This window comes from Streptomyces sp. C36 (assembly GCF_040932295.1).
Lineage (GTDB): Bacteria > Actinomycetota > Actinomycetes > Streptomycetales > Streptomycetaceae > Streptomyces > Streptomyces triculaminicus.
Window position 1 is genome coordinate 114,694 of record NZ_JBFQGI010000003.1, and the last position, 18,281, is coordinate 132,974.

General features: G+C 69.9%; 10 protein-coding genes. 5 read left to right on the forward strand and 5 right to left on the reverse strand.

Annotated elements, in window-relative coordinates:
- The 5 genes from AB4K12_RS10405 to AB4K12_RS10425 form a co-directional block, all read right to left on the reverse strand.
- On the reverse strand, positions 1–6,300 hold the full coding sequence (locus tag AB4K12_RS10405) for a protein kinase (RefSeq protein WP_368433924.1): 6,300 nt from the start codon (positions 6,298–6,300) through the stop codon (positions 1–3).
- Positions 6,301–6,449: 149 nt separating this feature from the next.
- Entirely contained in the window at positions 6,450–10,322 is a 3,873-nt protein-coding gene (locus AB4K12_RS10410) for an AAA domain-containing protein (RefSeq protein ID WP_368433925.1), read from the reverse strand.
- 7 nt (positions 10,323–10,329) lie between these two features.
- Positions 10,330–10,746 carry a hypothetical protein gene (locus tag AB4K12_RS10415; protein WP_368433926.1) on the reverse strand — a complete coding sequence of 139 codons (417 nt, stop codon included), beginning with the start codon at positions 10,744–10,746 and terminating at the stop codon, positions 10,330–10,332.
- Between the two features lie 250 nt (positions 10,747–10,996).
- Complete coding sequence (locus AB4K12_RS10420; protein WP_368433927.1) at positions 10,997–11,980, reverse strand: CU044_5270 family protein; 984 nt, start codon at positions 11,978–11,980, stop codon at positions 10,997–10,999.
- Positions 11,977–12,537: an RNA polymerase sigma factor gene (locus tag AB4K12_RS10425; protein WP_368433928.1), complete on the reverse strand. Its 561-nt coding sequence runs from the start codon at positions 12,535–12,537 to the stop codon at positions 11,977–11,979. The genes AB4K12_RS10420 and AB4K12_RS10425 overlap by 4 nt, the downstream gene beginning before the upstream one ends.
- Positions 12,538–13,072: 535 nt before the next feature.
- On the opposite strand from AB4K12_RS10425, the gene AB4K12_RS10430 reads away from it, so the two are divergent.
- Genes AB4K12_RS10430 through AB4K12_RS10450 form a run of 5 tightly spaced genes read left to right on the forward strand, consistent with a single transcriptional unit; the run spans position 13,073 to position 18,232 of the window.
- Complete coding sequence (locus AB4K12_RS10430) at positions 13,073–14,923, forward strand: phage tail sheath family protein (RefSeq protein WP_368433929.1); 1,851 nt, start codon at positions 13,073–13,075, stop codon at positions 14,921–14,923.
- A 7-nt stretch (positions 14,924–14,930) separates the two neighbouring features.
- A complete protein-coding gene (locus AB4K12_RS10435; protein WP_086569125.1) occupies positions 14,931–15,455 on the forward strand; it encodes a phage tail protein in 525 nt (174 codons plus the stop codon).
- Positions 15,456–15,466: 11 nt separating this feature from the next.
- Positions 15,467–16,216: a hypothetical protein gene (locus AB4K12_RS10440; RefSeq protein WP_368433930.1), complete on the forward strand. Its 750-nt coding sequence runs from the start codon at positions 15,467–15,469 to the stop codon at positions 16,214–16,216.
- Positions 16,209–16,961, forward strand: a complete 753-nt coding sequence (locus AB4K12_RS10445; protein WP_368433931.1) for a hypothetical protein — start codon at positions 16,209–16,211, stop codon at positions 16,959–16,961. Before AB4K12_RS10440 ends, AB4K12_RS10445 begins: the two co-directional genes overlap by 8 nt.
- Positions 16,958–18,232, forward strand: coding sequence for a DUF4255 domain-containing protein (locus tag AB4K12_RS10450; RefSeq protein ID WP_368433932.1), 1,275 nt, complete (start codon positions 16,958–16,960; stop codon positions 18,230–18,232). Before AB4K12_RS10445 ends, AB4K12_RS10450 begins: the two co-directional genes overlap by 4 nt.
- Positions 18,233–18,281 lie beyond the last annotated feature (49 nt).

Consider the following 18,281-nt stretch of genomic DNA (forward strand, 5'->3'; position numbering starts at 1 on the left):
TCAGTTGGCAGCCGGGCTGCCGAAGTAGCGGACGTGGGAGGCGGCGATGGCGTCCCAGTCCCCGTCGTGCGGAAAACGGACGATGTCCCAGCTGGCGTCGATCAGACGTTCCTCGGCGTCCTCGTCCCGGAAGACGTCCTGCTCCTTGTCCGGGGTGTCCACGAAGACGGCCAGCTTCACGCCGGGCAGTCGGTAGACGAAATCCGGGGCCGCGTTCGCCTCCGTGAGGAACGTGCCGGACGCGTCCGGCAGCCGGAAACCCCGTGCCTTCGCCCAGCCCAGGAAGTCGCCCTGCGCCGCGAGCTCGGCGGCCGACAGCTCAAGGGCCGTGGGCTCGGCGGGGGAGTGGTCGAGCAGCCGGCGGTACTGCTCCGAACGTGACTCCCCGCGGGACTCCCGGTGCGCCGAAGCCGACGCGAGCCGCACCAGCAGATCGCGCACGGTATGCCGGTTGATCGACGCGTGGTTCAGCTGGTTGCCGTAGGTCAGCAGGCATTCGTAGCAGCCGAGTGCGCAGGGGCGGGCCGGGTGCGGGCCGCCCAGGTCGGTGCCGTCCGGGGCGAAGTGACAGATGGCGAGGGCGTGCTGTACTGCCTTGGCCAGAGCGCCCTTCTCCGCCTGCAGGCGCCGCAGCACGCCTGCTCCGCCCTCCGCCGCCTCCATGAACAGCACGCGGTTGCGAGGCCCGTCGTCCGGCGGCAGCAGCTCGCTGGACAGCTCGGCGTCCTCCAGCTCGAACGCGGCCTCGATGCCCCGCTCGAGGGCGTACATGAGGGACAGCGCGACCGGCTCGGGCAGCGGGTCCGCCAGGGTCATCACGAGGATGTTCCGGCGGTCCTCGACATAGGGGATGACACGCTGTTTGCGACGGCGCTCATTGCCGTTCCGGTCGATCACTGGCAGCTCGCCGGAGTCGCCGGACGCATCGGCGGCATCCTTGTCGTTCATCCAGCGGCCGTCTGCCAGGTCCAGCCAGTAGCCCGGCGGTTCGCCTTCCTTGGCGCGCACCCGGCCGACGTTGGTGACCCTGACGGTGGCCGAGTCGCCGTACGCCAGCTCGGCGAGCGGGCCTCCGGCGGCGTCTGTGACGGATGCGTTCAGACGTCCCTTGCGGGTTCCGTGGTCATGGAAACGGTAGGACGTCTGCAGCTTGAAGCCGGCCCGGCGCCGTTCCTCCTCATCGGACGAGATCCGCTCACGGCGGGTGGTGTACACGGTATGCAGCTGCAGCAGGCCGGTGGTCTTGCCGACCAGCGGCGCGTCGCACATCGCGCAGCGGTCCTCCAGATCCTTCGGGTCGTGGTGGTAGCCGCAGCCCGCGCAGCGGCAGGCCGAGCCGGTGGCCGGATCGCCCGAGGAGTCCGGCGGCAGCTGGATGCGCGTGACCTGATAGCGGGCACCTTCGTGATAAATGAGCGAACCCGGACCAAATTCACGAATCGCCAGAAAGCGGGGTCGTTGGAGGTAGTCACCGTCGCCGCGACGCCGGCCCGACGTCGGAATGTAAGCGGCGAGGGGAAGGCGCGGGAAGCTGTAGCCGGGCAGGAAGCCCTCCGAGGCCAGGTACCGGTACGGGTTGAAGTCGGAGAGCACGGACTTGCTGTCGACGCTCTCGTTCATCAACAGGTTCAGCTGCGTCTCCGCCTCACGGCGACGGGCGTTGGCCCGCTTTCGGTCTCCTTCGGTGAGGCTGTAGTCGAGGCGGCGCTTGTTCTGGATGTACTGGTCGTCGAGTGCCGCCCGGAACAGCTGGCGCCAGCGGTCGAAGGCACGGTCGAACCGCTCCGGTACCGTGCGGACCTTGTCCAGGATCCAGTCGTCGTGCCACCACGTCGTCTCGACGAAGTCGGGCAGCAGCGGGCCGAGGACGCGCAGTGCGGCGTCCACAGTGCGGCGCTGTGCTCCCGGGTCGCGGGAGCCGGTGAGGATGCCGGGCCGCAGCTCCAGGGCCGGATCCGGCCGGTCACCCGATTCCGGCTTCGTCACGTTCAGAACGTCGGGGACGGCGCGGCCCAGCTTCAGGCCCGCCTCGGCGATCCAGATGGCCTGGAGGTGGGACACGACCAGGTCCTCGTTGGCCAGGTCCAGGCGGGGCGGAGCGACCGCGCCCGCGACCATCCGCTCCGACCGACGGAAGTAGTACTGATCGTGGCTGTTGCCCGTCGCACAGTACGTGGTCACCAAGGCGGGCTGGCCGCTGCGGCCAGCCCGGCCGGAACGTTGCGCGTAATTGGCCGGAGTGGGCGGCACATTGCGCATCATCACCGCGTTGAGCGAGGAGATGTCGACGCCCAGCTCCATGGTGGGCGAGCAGTAGAGCAGCTTCAGTTTGGCCGTCCGGAAATCGTCCTCGCGCGTCGCTCTCTCCTCGGGCGGAACCTGTGCTGTGTGCTCGCGCGCGAACAGTCCGGCCAAGGAACCCGCCGCGTCCTGGTAGAGGTCGCGGAAGAACGCATTGACGCGGGGACCGTCACCGCTCTGGTAAGTGCGCGTCAACGGGTCATGCGCCCCCGTTTCGCCCTTGCCCGCACGCCAGATGAGCGACTGTGCGGCCACCCGGTAGCCGGTTGCGGACGGGGTGGCCGGTCTGCGGTAGCGGTCGGCGCGCTGCGGTGTGTCCGTCACCTCCTTCACCAGTCCCGCCGACGCCAGCACTTTCAGCAATTCCTCGATGACCAGCTGGAGATCGACGGGACCGAGGTCCCTGAAGGACCGGTCGGCACGCCGCAGGTACTTGCCGAATTTGCCGCGTGCGGAAAGGAACAGGGCCGAGCGGTCCATTCCGGGCCGGGACGGGTGCGGGTATGCGGTTCCCACACGTGGCTTGTCGGACTCGGACAGTACCCATGGGTCCACGAGCCGCTCCTCGCTCGCCCGCTGCAGAGAGTCGAAGTCTTCGCGGAAGTACGAGACATCGATCGCGAGGGAGCGGCGCATCTCGTCGAGCAGTGCCTTGGAGATTTCGGCACGCAGCGCCGGATCCGCGTCACGCAATGCCTGGTGAGTACGGGCCCACCTGTCCGGATTGTTGGCCAACCAGTCGAGGTCCGCGTAGTCAATCTTGAGCAGGCCCGTCTGCTCGAGGTTCGGCATGGTGATCCGCCAGCCGCGTTGCAGATCGATGTAGAGCCGGAACGCGATCACATCGCGGAGCGTCTTGGCAGCGGCGCGGGCGAGCGATGGAGGGAGGTCGTTCTGCCCCGTGCAGTCGGCCGGATCCAAGGCAAGCGCGTTGGTCACCGCCGAGGCCAGCTCCTCGTGGTGGACGCCCTCCGCGCCCGCTTCCAAGGCTGCTCGGTACAGCGCGCCGCGCAGCTGCGTGACCTGGACGAAGTCATTGAAGTGGCCCGCCTGCAGGGACGCGTCCTGCCGGTTGTCGACGAAGGTGAGGAGCTTGCGCGCCTCCTTGGCCAGGGCCTCTTCCGGCACCGATTTGAGCGAGCGCACCACCGAGGCGGAGATCAGCGAGGTCGCCGACGAGCGGCCCTCCTGGTCGAGCGTCGCGAGCTTCGCGAAGTCCTTGCCACGCGTCTGCTCGTAGGCCACACCACAGTGCAGGCAGAACAGGAAAGGGGAAGGGACGAACGCGGCCTTGAGCTCACCCCGGCCCTCGTAGCCGAAGGGGTCGACCGTGACGGCTCGCGGTACCCGGTCGCGGTAGGCGTTCTTCACGACCTCCTGACCCTTGTCGTCCAGCTCCAGCCACGACTCGGGCAGCCGGCGGTCGTCCACCGCGTACTGGAGATTGGACGGCCACTCCCGTTCGTGGTCGATGTAGAGATAGCCGTCTCCCTGACGTCCGCCCGTCGCGGAGGTGTCACGTCGCGCTTCGTAGCGGACCCCGCCGTCCTTCTCACTGCGCCACACCGTCAGGTATTCCTGACCGCATTCGCGGCAGAACGCCAGCGGCATCAGCAGCTTGCCGCCGCTGGCCGGCTGCTCGAGCTGGTAGGAGCGGGTGTGGTGGCGGGAGAGCTTGTCCTCCAGGGTGACGTAGACGGTGTCGCCCTTGGAAAGGAACTGGTGCAGCCGGAACGCGAACAGCGGCCGCTCCGTCTCCGGGTGCCGGGCACGGGAGCCGGCCTCGAGAGTGGCGCGGATCGCGGCCACGCACTGTTCCTCGCTCACCCCGGCCTGATCGGCCAGTTCTTTGGCGGCGACCTCGACCTTCGTGGGACGCCGGCGCACCAGCCTGCCCGTGGCCTCGTCCGTTGCCAGCCCGAAGCGGGTCTCGATCCACCGCGCCAGAGGGTCACGCACCAGATCCTCGTACGAGCGCGGGGCGGCGGGTGCGGTGAGGCGCGGAGAGGTGACGGCACTGGGCGCTTCCTCCGTCGCGCGGACGAGGGTTTCGCCGATGACATGCTCAGGGCGGACTGGCGTGCCGAAGAGGGTGCTCGCCACTCCGGCGACGACCTTCTTCTGGTCGTCGAGCGAGCCTTCCGTCGACATCGTGGCCGACGTGCCGATGCACTGCAGTTCCGGGGCCTGACAGGCTTCACGGACCCGGCGGATGAGCAGCGCCACATCGGCGCCCTGTCGGCCGCGGTAGGTGTGCAGCTCGTCGAAGACCAGGAACTGCAGACCGCGGGCCATTTCGATGAGACTGTCCCGGTCGGCGGGACGGGTCAGCATCAGTTCCAACATCACGTAGTTCGTGAGCAGGATGTCCGGCGGGTTGCGGCGGATCTCCTTGCGCTTCTCATCGTCCTCCTGGCCCGTGTACCGGGCGAAGGTGACCGGTTCCCGCCCAGCCGGGTATCCGTCGCGGAGGTACTTCTCCAGCTCCCTGAGCTGGCTGTTGGCGAGCGCGTTCATCGGATAGACGATGATCGCGCGTACCTTTTTGGCGGCATTGGAGCCCTCGGCGTCCCGGTCGTGCAGAACCTTGTTCACGATCGGGACGATGTAGGCGAGCGATTTGCCGGAGCCGGTGCCGGTGGTCAGCACATACGACGCCCTCGTCCTGGCGGCTTCAACGGCTTCACTCTGGTGTTGATGGAGTGTGAGAGGGCGGCCATCGGGAATGGTCCCGTGCTCCGTCTTGTTCGCCTGGAAGATCCGAGCGCACTCCTCATGCAGTACGCCTCGCCGGGACAATTCCTCGACCGTGCCGCCGCTCTTGAAGAAGGGGTTGAGCGACAGCCATGGGTCGGGCCACTGCGACTTGTCGTTCAGGTCATCCTCGACGAACGCAGCGATCCGGTCGTCTCGGATGACGGTGCCGCCCTTGGTGAAATCGCGGTACTCGTCGATCAAGGCACGGTGGACACCGAAGACGTCCATGCCGGTGCCGACCGAGGACGGACGGGAACGATCCTCGGAGGCCGGAGTCGGCGCCAAGGCGGTTGAAGGCATCGCGGCGCGCAGGGCGCGGACAGGGTCGAGGGCACTCCAGTGCGGGAGCCCGGATTCGCTCTCCCCTCGGTCTGCCGAGATCAGGGACCGCAGAGCATCGCGTACCGCGACAGCGTCGGCGGGACGCTCGGCAGGGTCCTTGGCCAGCAGCCGGTCCAGCAGACGTACCCATTCAGCGGGAACGCTGGGTCGTACGATCTCTACGGGAGTCGGGTCCTGGTTGATGTGCTGGCGCCCCAGCTCGTACGCGGATCCGCTGGTGAAGGGTGGAACGCCGGCCAGCATCTCGTACAGCACACAGCCGAGTGCGTAGAGGTCCGCCGCCTGTGTGGCCTGTTTGGCCTCGAACTGCTCCGGCGCCATGTAGCGGGCCGTTCCCACGCTGACGCCGGTACTGGTGAGCCGTGTGTCGTCCGGATCGTCGGCAATCCGCCCCATGCCGAAGTCGAGCACCTTCACCGTGCCGCCCCTGGTCAGCATGACATTGGCCGGCTTTAAGTCACGGTGGACAATGCCTGCCGCGTGTGCTGACGCCAGACCTGCTGCGATCTGGGCGCCGATGGCAGCGGCCCAGTCGAGCGGGAGCTGTCGCTCCTCCTCGATCAGGTCGCGTAAGGTCTCGCCGTCCAGGAACTCCATGGCGAGGTAAGGACGACCGTCGCCGGCTTCGTCGATACCGCCGTCGACGAGGCGGGTGAGGTTCGGGTGCTCAAGACGCCGCATGATGCGCACTTCGCGAGCGAATCGTTGGACGGCCTTCTGGTCCGCGCCGCTATCGATCAGCGCTCCGGAGCGGTGGCGGAGGATGGTCTTCACAGCAACTGTCCGAGCGGGATCACCTTCCGCCCGATGCAGGTCCTCGGCCCTGTGGACCTCGCCCATATTTCCGGCCCCGATGGCCCCCACGATTCGGAACCGTCCCCCGATCAACCGCTCGACCACTTCCGCCCCTCTTTTTCTTTCTTCTCCGACGCGCCTGCACGCCTGTTTGCCGATCCCCCCCGCGCGTTCGCTGATGCGATGAGCACGGAGTGCACGGATCTCGGCTTGCGGAAACCTCATTGCACTGCGGGCGCCCAGCGCCCCGCCGCTCACCTGAACAGCGGCTCCAAGCCGTCCTCACCGGACAGGATCCGCCACGCCGCCAGCCGCACCGTCCGATTGACCGGGTAGGACTTCGCCCCATGCCCGCCGGATGGCAACCCGGCCAGCAGGTCACCTCGTGCGTGTGTCAAGCGCAGGTGCCGTGCCGGGTCCTGTCCGGGCAGCGGGCCCTGGTCGATCAGCACCGCGGTGTTGCGGCCGCCTTCGGTGAACAGCAGGTCCACCGGGTGCCCGCCGACCACGGCAGCCCGTTCCATGTCCGTGATCCCGCGTGTGCTGAGGTACTGCTGGAGCCGGTCGGCGAGCTCTACCTGGAACGGGTCTGCTCGACCCGGCATTTCGCCGGCGGAAGTGCCAGCACCCTCGTGCGCCTCCATCTGGAGCAGCGCTGACCGTCGCGCGAGCAGCGCGGGCAGACCGGCCCGCTCTTGCCAGAAGGTGTTGCTGCCTACCGTGATGAGCTGGGATTTCGCTCGCGTGACAGCCACGTTCCACAGATTGACCTGGCTCGACACCCAATGGGTCGTGCCAGGGGGCATGTTGTCGGTTGCCACGGGGCTCAGGAGCATGACGTCCCGTTGTCCGCCTTGGAAGGCGTGCACCGTACCCACTCGTACCCGGTCGTCTCTCAGCACCTTTTCAAGGGCTTCTTTCTGCGCCCGGAACGGCGTGACGACTCCCACCGTGGCGTCCTGGGGAAGTTCTACGAGCAGCCTGTCCACAACGCGCCTTACGGCCTCGGCTTCCTCGGCATTCCGCCACGACTTACCACCGGATCCCCGCGCCGATTCGCCGTACGGTACGTCCACCCAGCCCAGCACGGGCGCCGGATCGGCCGCTCCCACCGGATCGAGCGCCGGAACCTGCCGTCGCACGTCCGTGAGTACCCGCAACTGCCCTGCGTAGCAGTACCCGTTGATCACGTCCGCGATCGCCGGATGGCAACGGTAGTGCTCGTCGAGGAGCAGTGCGGAATCACCGTGCTGAGCAGCGGCGTGGTACGAGGAGTACACGTGATGGGCGAGCCGGTGGTCCTCCAACTGGGCCGCGCTCAGCCCCGCCCGGGCCCTTGCCTGGTGCTCCTGTTGTGGTGAGACGCCCGCGATGTGCCCCAACTGCATCGGGTCACCGATGATCAGTGCCCGCCGGGCGCGGAAGAGCAGCGGCAGGATCGACGGAATGGAACACTGGCTCGCCTCGTCGATGACGACGAGGTCGAAGAGCTTCGGCGTCAGCTCCAGCTGGCGCACCGAGTGGGTGCTGATGGCCCATGCCTTGATGTGCGCCATCAGGTTTTTCTGGCTCTTCTGGAACCCCGAGCGGCGTCGTAGCGCCTGCAGCCGCTGCGTCATGAGCGCGCGGGCCTGTGAGAGTGCTTCGGCAGACGCCGCCTTTGACAGCTCCGTCGACAGCTCCGACAGTCTGTGCGAGGTCTCCAGCCGTGAACGCTTCAGCGCCTCTTCGTCCCGGCCGAGGTGCACGGGCGTGAGCTCCCGCAATTCCCGCTCGGTGCCGAGCGCCTCGGCCAGCGTGATCAGCAGCTCGGGGGACACCGGTCGCTCGGAGGCCCACGTCGGCCACGAAGTCCCGGGTGTCGGCTCCGCGGTCAATGCCCTGAGTACCCGGCCCCTGCGCCAGCGTCCGAACCACCCGCGTGCTGCCGCCGCCTTGTGGGTGCGCGCCTCCCAACGGGCGAGTGCGGAGGTGTCCTCGTCTGCCCAGACTTCCGCCAGACCCGTCACCGGCAGCCCGAGCGTGTTCGCCTGTTCCGCCCGCTCCCCGAGCAGCTCCAGCAGCTGCCCCTCCTCTTGAACGAGACGTGCCGCTTCCTCTTGCTGTTGGAGTGCCCGTCCGCGGGCGTTGCGCAGGTCTCCCGCCACGGTCGCCGATCCACGCCGCGGAGCCTGCACGGCCTCGCTGATGATCTGCTCCAGCTTCGCGGCCTCCCGCTCCAGAGCCTCGGCATTGCCGGTGCGCAACATCAGCCCTGGTGCGATGCTGTCGCAGCGCTCGGCGACGACGTTCACCGCCTCATTGTTGGTCGATGCGACGAGGACGGACTGACCCGCGGCCACACAGGTGGTGACGACGGCCGTGACGACCTCGCTCTTTCCCGTGCCCGGCGGGCCGGTGGCCACGGTGAGCGCTCTCGTCATCGCGGATGAGACGACCAGCTCCTGGCTTTCATTGCACGGTCCCGCGGCCACCACGACAGGAGCCGGTTCCTCCGTGCCCTCGCCACTGCCGACCAGCAGCGCGTCCAGTGCTGTTCCGGGGATCTCCCCGGTGCGCGCCGACATCTCCAGCAGGTTCCCCACCAGGGCGTCGGTGGCAAAGCGCTCGACGCCTGAAGGGGCCAGCAGCACGGCCGCATTGTGCGCGCCCGGTCGAAGCGCCTGCATCACCGACTGGTCGCTCAGGGCGGAGGGGTTCAGAGGCTCGAGCTCCGGGAGGCCCAGTCTCTGGAGCAGCTCCCGTACAGCTCGTACCATCTGTGTGTCGTTGCCCTCCTGCCATGTCGGCTGCCAGTGGGCGATGAGGTCGGCGGCCTCGTCTTCCGCCAGGAGCTGAGTGATGACACCTGTGTGAAGAGAAGGCACCCCGCTCGGGCGGAGCACGTCGCGACCGTCCTCGTCCGGCGCGAGTTCCATCTGCTGGATCAGCAACGGCGCAACCTGCACGGTGGTGCCCCGCCCACCTGCCCCGCCGCGTACGGGCAGGGTGATCGCCGGATAGCCGTACCAGTACTCGTGCTGGGAGCCTGTCCCGGAGGAGGTTCCGTTCGTCCCGGCCGCCCTGACCTTCGGTCTGGGCAGCAGTGGAGGGGCGGACAGCGTTGCGGCCCGCCCCGACTGGATCGTCTCCTCGCCGCTCTTGAGCAGGAAGTATTGGGAATCGCGGCCCCTGTCACGGTCGGGGAGCATCCCGGCGGCCGCCTCTGCGGTGAGGCAGTAGGCGTAGTAGCGCAGCAACCGTTCCCAGTCGATGCCGTTCCGCATATCGAGGGCGGCCAGTTCTTGCGCCTTGAGCAGGGCGGAGGAGCGCTGCGCGGTCTCGGCGGCATCGCCGGGCAGGGTCGGGAGGTGGACCGGGCGTGCCACTGATCGGGCGAAGGGCAGGCTCTGTGTCGCACGGATCGTGGACTTGGTAGGACGTTGTTCCTCCGGGACGCCCTTCCTCACCATCTGTGCCGTCAGGTACTCGAAGAGGTCGTCCGGTGTGATCCAGCCGCTGTCTTTGATCCGCCCGTTGCGCAGGCCCTCCACGATCTCTCCGGTGAACCGGGACGTGCCGAGCGAGGACCCGGCCGGTGCCATTGCGGAGGCGCTCTGCAGGGCGTCCGATGCGGTGATGAAGTACACGCCGGTCGGTCGCAGCAAGGTGCTGGGCGCGGGCCGCTCGTCCGCGTCCGGTGCACCCTTGGCTGTCCAGCCCTGCACGACGGAGCCGCTGGAACAGCAGTCCAGCAGCACAATCTTCGAGGATGCCCGGCAGGACTGGAGCATCCGCTCCAGGAACTCCGCAGGCACGGCCGTGCCCGGCAGGTCGTCGGGGTCGGTGTCGCGGGTCAGGAAGTACAGCTGGCTGTCGGCCTCACAGAACTCGCCGTGTCCGCTGAAGTACAGCAGTGCCGTCTCGCTCGGCTGCCGCTCCTCCAGAAACGACTCGATGGCGTGCAGCATCTCGGCGCGCGTCGGCTCGGCCATCATCGCGCAGTCGTTGTACATGCCGATCTCGGTGCTCTCCAGCACCGCCTGCATGTAGTGGAGGTCTGAGCGGACGGGTGGGAGGTCGTGGTAAGCATCGCTGTCGTACGTGGATACGCCGATGAGCATGGCGTAACGATCGTTGTGGCTCATCCCGTGATCAGCCCATCGAGCCGTCGGCGCCGTCACCACTGCCGTGGTTGTGCCCACCCTCGCCGCCTGCGAGGAACCGTTCGATCCGCTCGTCGTCCGCGCGGGCCTCGCGGCCGGTGATGCGCAAGGTCGAGCCGTCGGGCCGGGTGGCGACGATGGTCCGCTGGGGAACGCGGGCCAGCCAGATCTGCACGCCGGCAGCGACCAGCGAGCCCGCATTGAACACCAGCCCGATGGTGCCGACGATGTCCACACCTTTGCCCGTGTCGCTGGGCGCCTGCTGCCGGGGCGTGTCCAGGGCGGCAGCGGGGTCGGTGCCGACGATCTCACTCAGCAGCTCTCGCGCTTCGCGGCGCGCCCGTAGAGGGTCGTCGTCGATGATCGAGATCCGATACCGAGCCCGACTCTCCTGAGTGATGCTCACGCCTGCCCCCTTGATCCACCGTGCAGCGGACGCACGGGGAAACGACGCTAGTCACGAGGGCGGGTAGCCGGACTTCGAATTCTGAAAATATGCTTGATGTTGGCTTGAAGTGTGCGACTGGCGCAGGAGTTCAGACTCACGATGAACCGGTGGCCACGGGCGCCTGAACCCTCACACCCCGGAGGGTCGGCGCCGTGACGGAGCTCCGTGTCCCTCCGGGGTGGGCGGCCCCGGCAGAAGGGGTGGGGTGCTACGGCCTCGGGGACGGCGTCGGGGCCTCCCAGGCGGGGCCTACCGAGAGGTAGGTGGTGCGGAGGAGGAGGTCGCCTGCCCGGAGCTTCTGGGTTCCCCATTTCAGGTCGTCGTTTCGCGCCGTGGTCGCGGCCTCCAGGGTGTGGAATGTCCCGGTGTCGATGATCAGTCGCAGGCGCCAGGTGTCGGCGTCCAGGTCGACGGCGGTCCCGGGGCGACCGGTGCTGTCCTTGACCTGTTCCGTCACCCGTGCCCCGGGAATCCCGGTGAGGACCTTGAACAGTGCGGCCCGCAGTCGCGGTTCGGCGGGTGAGCGGGCGAGCAGCTCCTCGATGCCGTTGAAGAGCCCCTCCTCGGCCGACTCCCCGGTGGCCTTTCCGAGGAGTCGGGCCCGCAGTGCCGCCGGGTCGGTGGGCAGTTTCTTCAGCTCGTCCCACATGATCGGATTGCGGTCGATCCAGAAGGCCGTCCCCGCGATCCCCGGCTCGGAGTGCTCCCGGACCGGACCGTCACCGAACTGCCCGCGTTTGTCGTTCCGGCTCAGCCAGACGGTCTCGTACGACTCGTCCCGCCGGTCCTTCTCGCTGCTCCGGTTCCACTGGAAGGTCCGCACCTTCCAGTACGGAGCCTCCCCCGTCCGCTCCGCCGCCGGGGAGCTGCCGTGCCCGTTCTCGGAGCCTGACCAGGGCTGGGACGCGACCCCCAGCGCGACCGCCACGACCGCCGCCACCGAGGCGAGCACGGGAAGGCGCCGCCGCCATGTCCGCATCGGGATGACCGCGACCACCGGCTCCCGTTCGAGCTCGATGGCCGGCCCGCCTCCGTTCCCGTCCGCCTGGCCGGCCGCCGCCTGCCGCACGGCGGCCAGCGCCGCGGCGACGGCGTCCGCCGAAGGTGGCGCGACCTTGCCCGCGGCCTTCAGCCGTCGGGCACCGGGGAAGTCGAGGAGATCCCTGTCGTTCATGTCCTGCTGCCCGGTCATGCGAGGTCTCCTGTCAAGGGAAGCGGGGCGGAGGGGGCGAGTGCCGCGCGCAGCCGGGTGCGCGCCCGGTGCAGACGGGACCTGGCCGTGCCCGCGGGGACGCCGACGACGGCCGCGGCCTCGGTGGGGCTGAGCTGCTCCCACGCGATCAGGAGCAGCAGCTCCCGTTCCACGGCCGGCAGCTCGGCCAGGGTCCGGCGCATCAGTGGAGCGACCGCCGCCGCGTCGAGCCTCCGGTCGACGGCGTGCCACGGGTCGCTGCTCGCCTCGCCGGCGAGCGTGGCGACGGCCCCGGGTCGTTCCAGCCCGCGCCAGTGCGCGGCCAGCACGTTGCGGGCCACGCCGAAGAGCCATGCCCGGACCGGCCCGCGGGCCGCGTCGTAGGTGCCGCGCCCCGCGTAGGCCCGTAGCCACGCCTCGGCCAGCAGATCGTCCGCCGCGCCGGGTGCCCGGCGTGCGAAGTAGCCGTGCAGCGCCCTTGAATGGCGCTCCACGAGCGGTTCGAAGGCCGACGCGTCGGTTCCCGAGCGCGCCAGCAGTTCCTCGTCCGTCGCCACGGACCTCCCCTTCCACGGGCCACGCCTTCCGCGGCCCCCTCCCCTTCTTGTGTCCGCCTCGCGAAAGCGTTCGCGCCCCGGGAGCCGGGCGCGGAAGGCCACGTACGGTGCGACGGCCCGGCGGGAGGAGAAGTGATCGATCTGCGGTGCCGGTGACCATCCTGCAGCGGGCAGCCGTGTCCATGCATCCCCGGCCTCCCGGCCCCCGGCGCCGGAATTTGGTTTTCCGGATAGATCGATCAAGGTGGGCGGAAAACAGACCGGCAATTGATCTTTATCCGCGCCTCTTTGGGGAATGCGGCTATCCATTTCTAAAACTTGACTCCCAGTCAAGTACTCCTCATGATGGTCAGGCGCAGAGGCGCCAGGAGTCCCAAGCGGATGCTTGAGTCCCTCGCGACACGGAGTTGCGAGGTGTATGGCGGGGAACGTCCTCTTTTGCATTCGCATGCGCGGTGATGTGTGGCGCGCCGGACGGCTTAAGAAGATCAATTCCCCTCCCTATCTCTTGACCTCTGGAGGAAATGGAGGGTCAATGCCGGTGCAACCGACCTATCCCGGCGTCTACATCGAAGAACTTCCCAGCAGCGTCCGTACCATCACGGCGGTCAGTACGTCCGTGGCCGCCTTCCTCGGGCACACCCGCCGGGGCCCGGTGAACCGGCCGGTGACGATCACCAGCTTCGCGGACTACGAGCGCCGGTTCGGCGGTCTGGCCTCGGACAGTGCGGTGGGGTACGCCGTTCAGCAGTTCTTCCTCAACGGAGGATCGATCGCGGTCGTCGTGCGGGTGGGCGCCGCGGGGACCGGCAAGTCGGCGGCCGTGACGCTGACGTCGAGCGAGCGCGAGGCCGCCGCCGAGACGCTGGGGCTGGCCGCCAAGGAGCCGGGGGTGTGGGGCTCGGGGCTGCGCGTCGCCGTGGACTATGACACGCCGAAGCCGAAAGAAACGTTCAACCTGCATGTCTTCGACAGTGCCGGCGGGGCGCGGGAGTCGTATACCGGTATCTCGATGGATCCGGCCCACCCCCGGTATGTCAAGGCCTTGGTGGATTCCGCTTCCTCTTTGGTCCAGGTGACGTCGGCGTCGGGTGGCCGTCCTGACCCCGTGGGGACGGTTTCGAAGCCGTTCGGGGAACAACTTCCGGATTTGACCCCGGTGATCGAGGTCGGAATCGGATCGGTCAAACACAAATTCAAGATCTACGATCCGGCCGCCGACGGCGACTCGGCGCCGAAATCCGTGCCGCAGCTCGCCCTCCTGCTGGAGCGCAAACTGCGGGCGCTTCCCGACGCTCCGGGCAGGCGCGCCTTCGCGGGCCTGCGGGTCACCGCGTTCGGGCAGCGGCTCCAGGTCGTGGCGGGGTCCACCGACAAGGCCGACGTCGTGCGCTTCAGCGGCGAGGCGGCGGGGCCGCTGGGTCTGGAGGACTTCGCGCGGCCGCCGGTCTTCGGGTTCGAGGGCGGCGTCGATGCCGGTCCGCCCGGGCCGATGGACCTGATCGGCAGCGAGGCCGGGAAGACGGGCATCAACGCGCTGCGCGAGGTCCAGGACGTCAACCTCCTGGTCCTGCCGGAGGTCGCCGGGTACAGCAACGTCGACGACATCGCGACCGTGCTGTCCGCCGCCGCGGCCCTGTGCCAGGAGAAGCGGATGTTCCTGGTGGCCGACGCCCCCGCCGCGTGGCGGAGCATCGACGCCGCACGGGTGGGCCTGGCCGCGTTCGAGTCCGTACCCGGCACCCACACCGCCGTGTACTTCCCGCACCTGGAGATGGTCGATCCGCTCACCGGGCGGCTGCGGGCCTTCCCGCCGTCGGGTGCCGTCGCGGGTGTGATGGCCCGCACGGACAGCGAGCGGGGCGTGTGGAAGGCGCCGGCCGGCACCGAGACCAAGCTCGCCGGGGTGCGCGGGCTCACCGTGCCGATGACGGACCGGGAGAACGGGCTGCTCAACCCGCTGGCGCTCAACTGCCTGCGGTCGTTCCCGGTCGTGGGCCCGGTGGCCTGGGGCGCGCGGACGCTGGCCGGGGCGGACGCCCTCGCCTCGCAGTGGAAGTACGTACCGGTCAGGCGCCTGGCGCTGATGCTCGAGGAGAGCCTGTACCGCGGCACCAAGTGGGTCGTCTTCGAACCCAACGACGAGCGCCTGTGGTCGCAGATCCGGCTCAACGTGGGCGCGTTCCTGCACACCCTCTTCCAACAGGGGGCGTTCCAGGGGACGTCCGCGCGGGAGGCGTACTTCGTCAAGTGCGACCGGGACACCACCACGCAGGACGACATCAACCGGGGCGTGGTCAACGTCGTGGTCGGATTCGCGCCGCTCAAGCCCGCCGAGTTCGTGATCGTCAAGATCGAGCAGATGGCCGGACAGATCGAGGTATAGGAGCTCCATGGCCGAGTTCACGGTCAACGCGCAGCGGTTCGACCCGTACAAGAACTTCAAGTTCCTGGTCGTCTGGGACGGGCGCGTCGTCGCAGGCGTCAGCAAGATCAGTCCACTCAAGCGCACCACCGAGGTGGTCAAGCACCGCAACGGCGGCGACGCCAGCTCGCCGCGCAAGTCCCCGGGCCGCACCGAGTTCGAGGCCGTCACGCTGGAGCGCGGCGTCACCCACGACGCCGAGTTCGACCGCTGGGCGAACAAGGTGTGGATGGTCGGAGCGGGCCGCGGGTCCGAGGTCTCGCTGGCCGACTTCCGCAAGGACATCGTCATCCAGGTGCTCAACGAGGCGGGCCAGGTGGCCGTCTCCCACAAGCTCTACCGCACCTGGATCAGCGAGTACCAGATCGTGGGCGAACTGGACGCCAACGCCAACGCGGTGGCGATCCAGAGCCTGAAGCTCGAATGCGAGGGCTGGGAGCGGGACTACGAGGTCCCCGAGCCGGAAGAGCCCTCGTACCAGCTGCCGGCCTAGGCCGGCCGGGAATGGAACACCTGGGGGCCGGGGCGCTGCTCGCCGCGTGGGAGGCGGGCCTCGCGTCCGACGACGGTGGGCGCGCCCTCCTCCTGCACGCTCTCGCCCGCCCCGGAGCCGACGCCGGGGAACTGCTCTCGGTCCCGCTGGGACGGCGGGACGCCGAGCTGTTCGCCGTGCGGCGGGCCCTGTTCGGGGCGCGGCTGGAGGTGCGCACCGAGTGCGCCGAGTGCGGGGAGGACATGGAGTTCGAGTTCGACGCCGACGGGCTGGGCACGGCCCGCGCGGCGCCGGACGGACCGCTCCGGGTCGAGGACGGCGAGTGGACGGTCGAGTTCAGGCTGCCCACCCCGGCCGACCTGGCCGCCGTGGCCGCCGTGGAGTCCGCCGACGACGAGGCGCCCGGACAGGCCAGGGCGGCGCTGCTCGCCCGCTGCGTCCTGCGGGCCGAGCACGCCGGCGGGCCGGTGGCGGACCGTCCGCTGCCCGACCACGTGCAGCGGCGGATCGCCGCCGTCTCCGCGGAGTCCGACCCGCTGGCCGACGTGACCCTCAACGTCGCCTGCCCGGCCTGCGGGAAGGCGACCCGGGCCGAACTCGACATCACCTCCTACCTGTGGGCCGAGCTGGACGCCTGGGCCCGCGACACCCTCCTGGACGTCCACCTGCTCGCCACCGCGTACGGCTGGAGCGAACCGGAGATCCTGGCGCTCAGCCCGCTGCGGCGCCGTTACTACCTGGAGCTGTGTGCGGATGCCTGACTTCTTCGACCGCCTGCTGGCGCGCCACGCCCCGGGCCGCCGGGGCGGGCCGCCCCTGGCGCGTCTTCGCCCGCGCCTGCCGGGGCCGTTCGAACGCGTCGAGACCACCGGGGCCGGGGCCCCCGGCCCCGCCGACGGGCCTTCGCCCGCGCCCGGCCCCGCCCACGGCACCACGCCCCCTCCCTCTCCGGCTTCGCGCCGGCCGGCGGAGGCCGCCGCCCCGACGGCACCCCGCGCAGCCACGGCACCGGGACCGGTCCGGCCGGCCGCGCCGGCGGCACGGCTCGTCCCCGCCCGGCCCCTGCTCGTCGCACCGCCGCTGCCGCCGGCCGCCCCCTCCCCGGACGGGGAACGGACACGGCGACAGCCCCCGGGCGGCTCCTTACGACCGGACGCACCCGGCCGCCCCTCGGGGGAGGCCCCCCGGCGGACCGCCGCGCCCGCCCCCCGGAACACGGCGGCGAAACCCTTCACCCCGGCCGCCCCCGCCGCTGCGCCCGCGTCGGCCCGGAGGTCCGCCGAGAACGCGACCGGCGGCAACCGGCGCGAGCGGCGCCGGCAGCCGCCCGAGCGGGTGGTGCACGTCAGCATCGGCCGCCTGGAGGTCACGGCCGGCCGCCGACCCGGTCCGGCGCAACCGTCCGGGCGCCCCGCGGCCGGGACCGGAACCGGCGACGGCGGACGGCCGAAGCCCGCCATGACGCTCGACCGGTACCTGGCGCGGGAGAAGGGACAGCAGGCATGAGCAACTCGCTGGCCATCGCCACCGTCACCGAGGCGCTGCGCCTGCTCGTCGCGAACGCGGTGGCCCTCGACGTCCCCTTCGCCGTCGACGTCGCGGCCATCAAACCGCCCGCCCAGCCGCCGGCCCAGCCCACGATCACCGTCTTCCTCTACCAGGTCACGCCCAACGCGTCGCTGCGCAACAGCGACACCCCCACCCGCGCGAGCGACGGCACCCTCCGCACCCGACCCACCGCCGCCCTCGACCTGCACTACCTCATCAGCTTCTACGGCGACGAACGCGAACTCGTCGCCCAGCGGCTGCTCGGCTCCGTCGTCCGCACCCTGCACGAGACGCCCAACCTGCCCAAGGAACTGATCGACGCCGCCGCGGCCGCGCCGTTCCTGGTGGGCAGCGACCTCGCGGCCGGGCCCCAGAAGGTGCGGTTCACGCCCTCGCAGATGGACGTGGACGACGCCTCGAAGCTCTGGTCGATGCTCTTCCAGACCCCCTACGCGCTGTCCCTCACCTACCAGGGCACCGCCGTCCTCATCGAAGGCCGGGAGGAGCCCGCCGCCGGCAAGCCGGTCCTGCGCCGCACCGTGCGCGCGGTTCCGTCCCGGCAGCCCCTCATCCACCGCGTGCTCTCCCGCCCCGCCGGCTCGCCGCCCGGCACCGACCCGGTGGAGGGCCCGGTGCCGGCCGACCACGAACTCGTCGTGCAGGGGACAGGCCTGCGCGCCGACCGGGTCACCGCCCGGCTGGGCGGACGCGACCTGCCGCTCGACGCCGGCCGGGTACGCGACGACCAGGCCGTCGTCCGCGTCCCGCAGGACCTGCCGCCCGGCGTCCACGGCGTACAGCTGCTGCACGGCGTCGACCTGGGCATCCCGGCGACACCCCACTGGGGGCTCGAGTCCAACGCAGTGGCCTTCGCCCGCCGCCCCGGCATCACCGGCCCCATCCGCGTGGAGGACCGGGCCGGCGACGGGACGGTGTCGGCCGTGATCGTCCTCGACCTCGACATGCCGCTGCGCGACGACCAGAGGGTGCTCCTCCTGCTCGACGAGAAGCGGCCGCCGGCGGGCCGACCCGCGTACGGATACCAGTTCCGCGCCCCGTTCCCGCTGGGCCCGCGGCCCGACCCCAAACGGGTGCGGATCGCGGTCAAGGGCGTACGGCCCGCCGTCTACCTGGCGCGCGTCCAGGCCGACGGGGTGCAGAGCGCGCTGACCTTCTCCAACGAGGGGGCGTTCGAAGGCCCGGTGGTCGACCTCGGCGCGCCGCACTGAGTGGCGGCGGGGGCGAGGGCGGGGGCAGGGACGGAGCCGGAGTCATGAC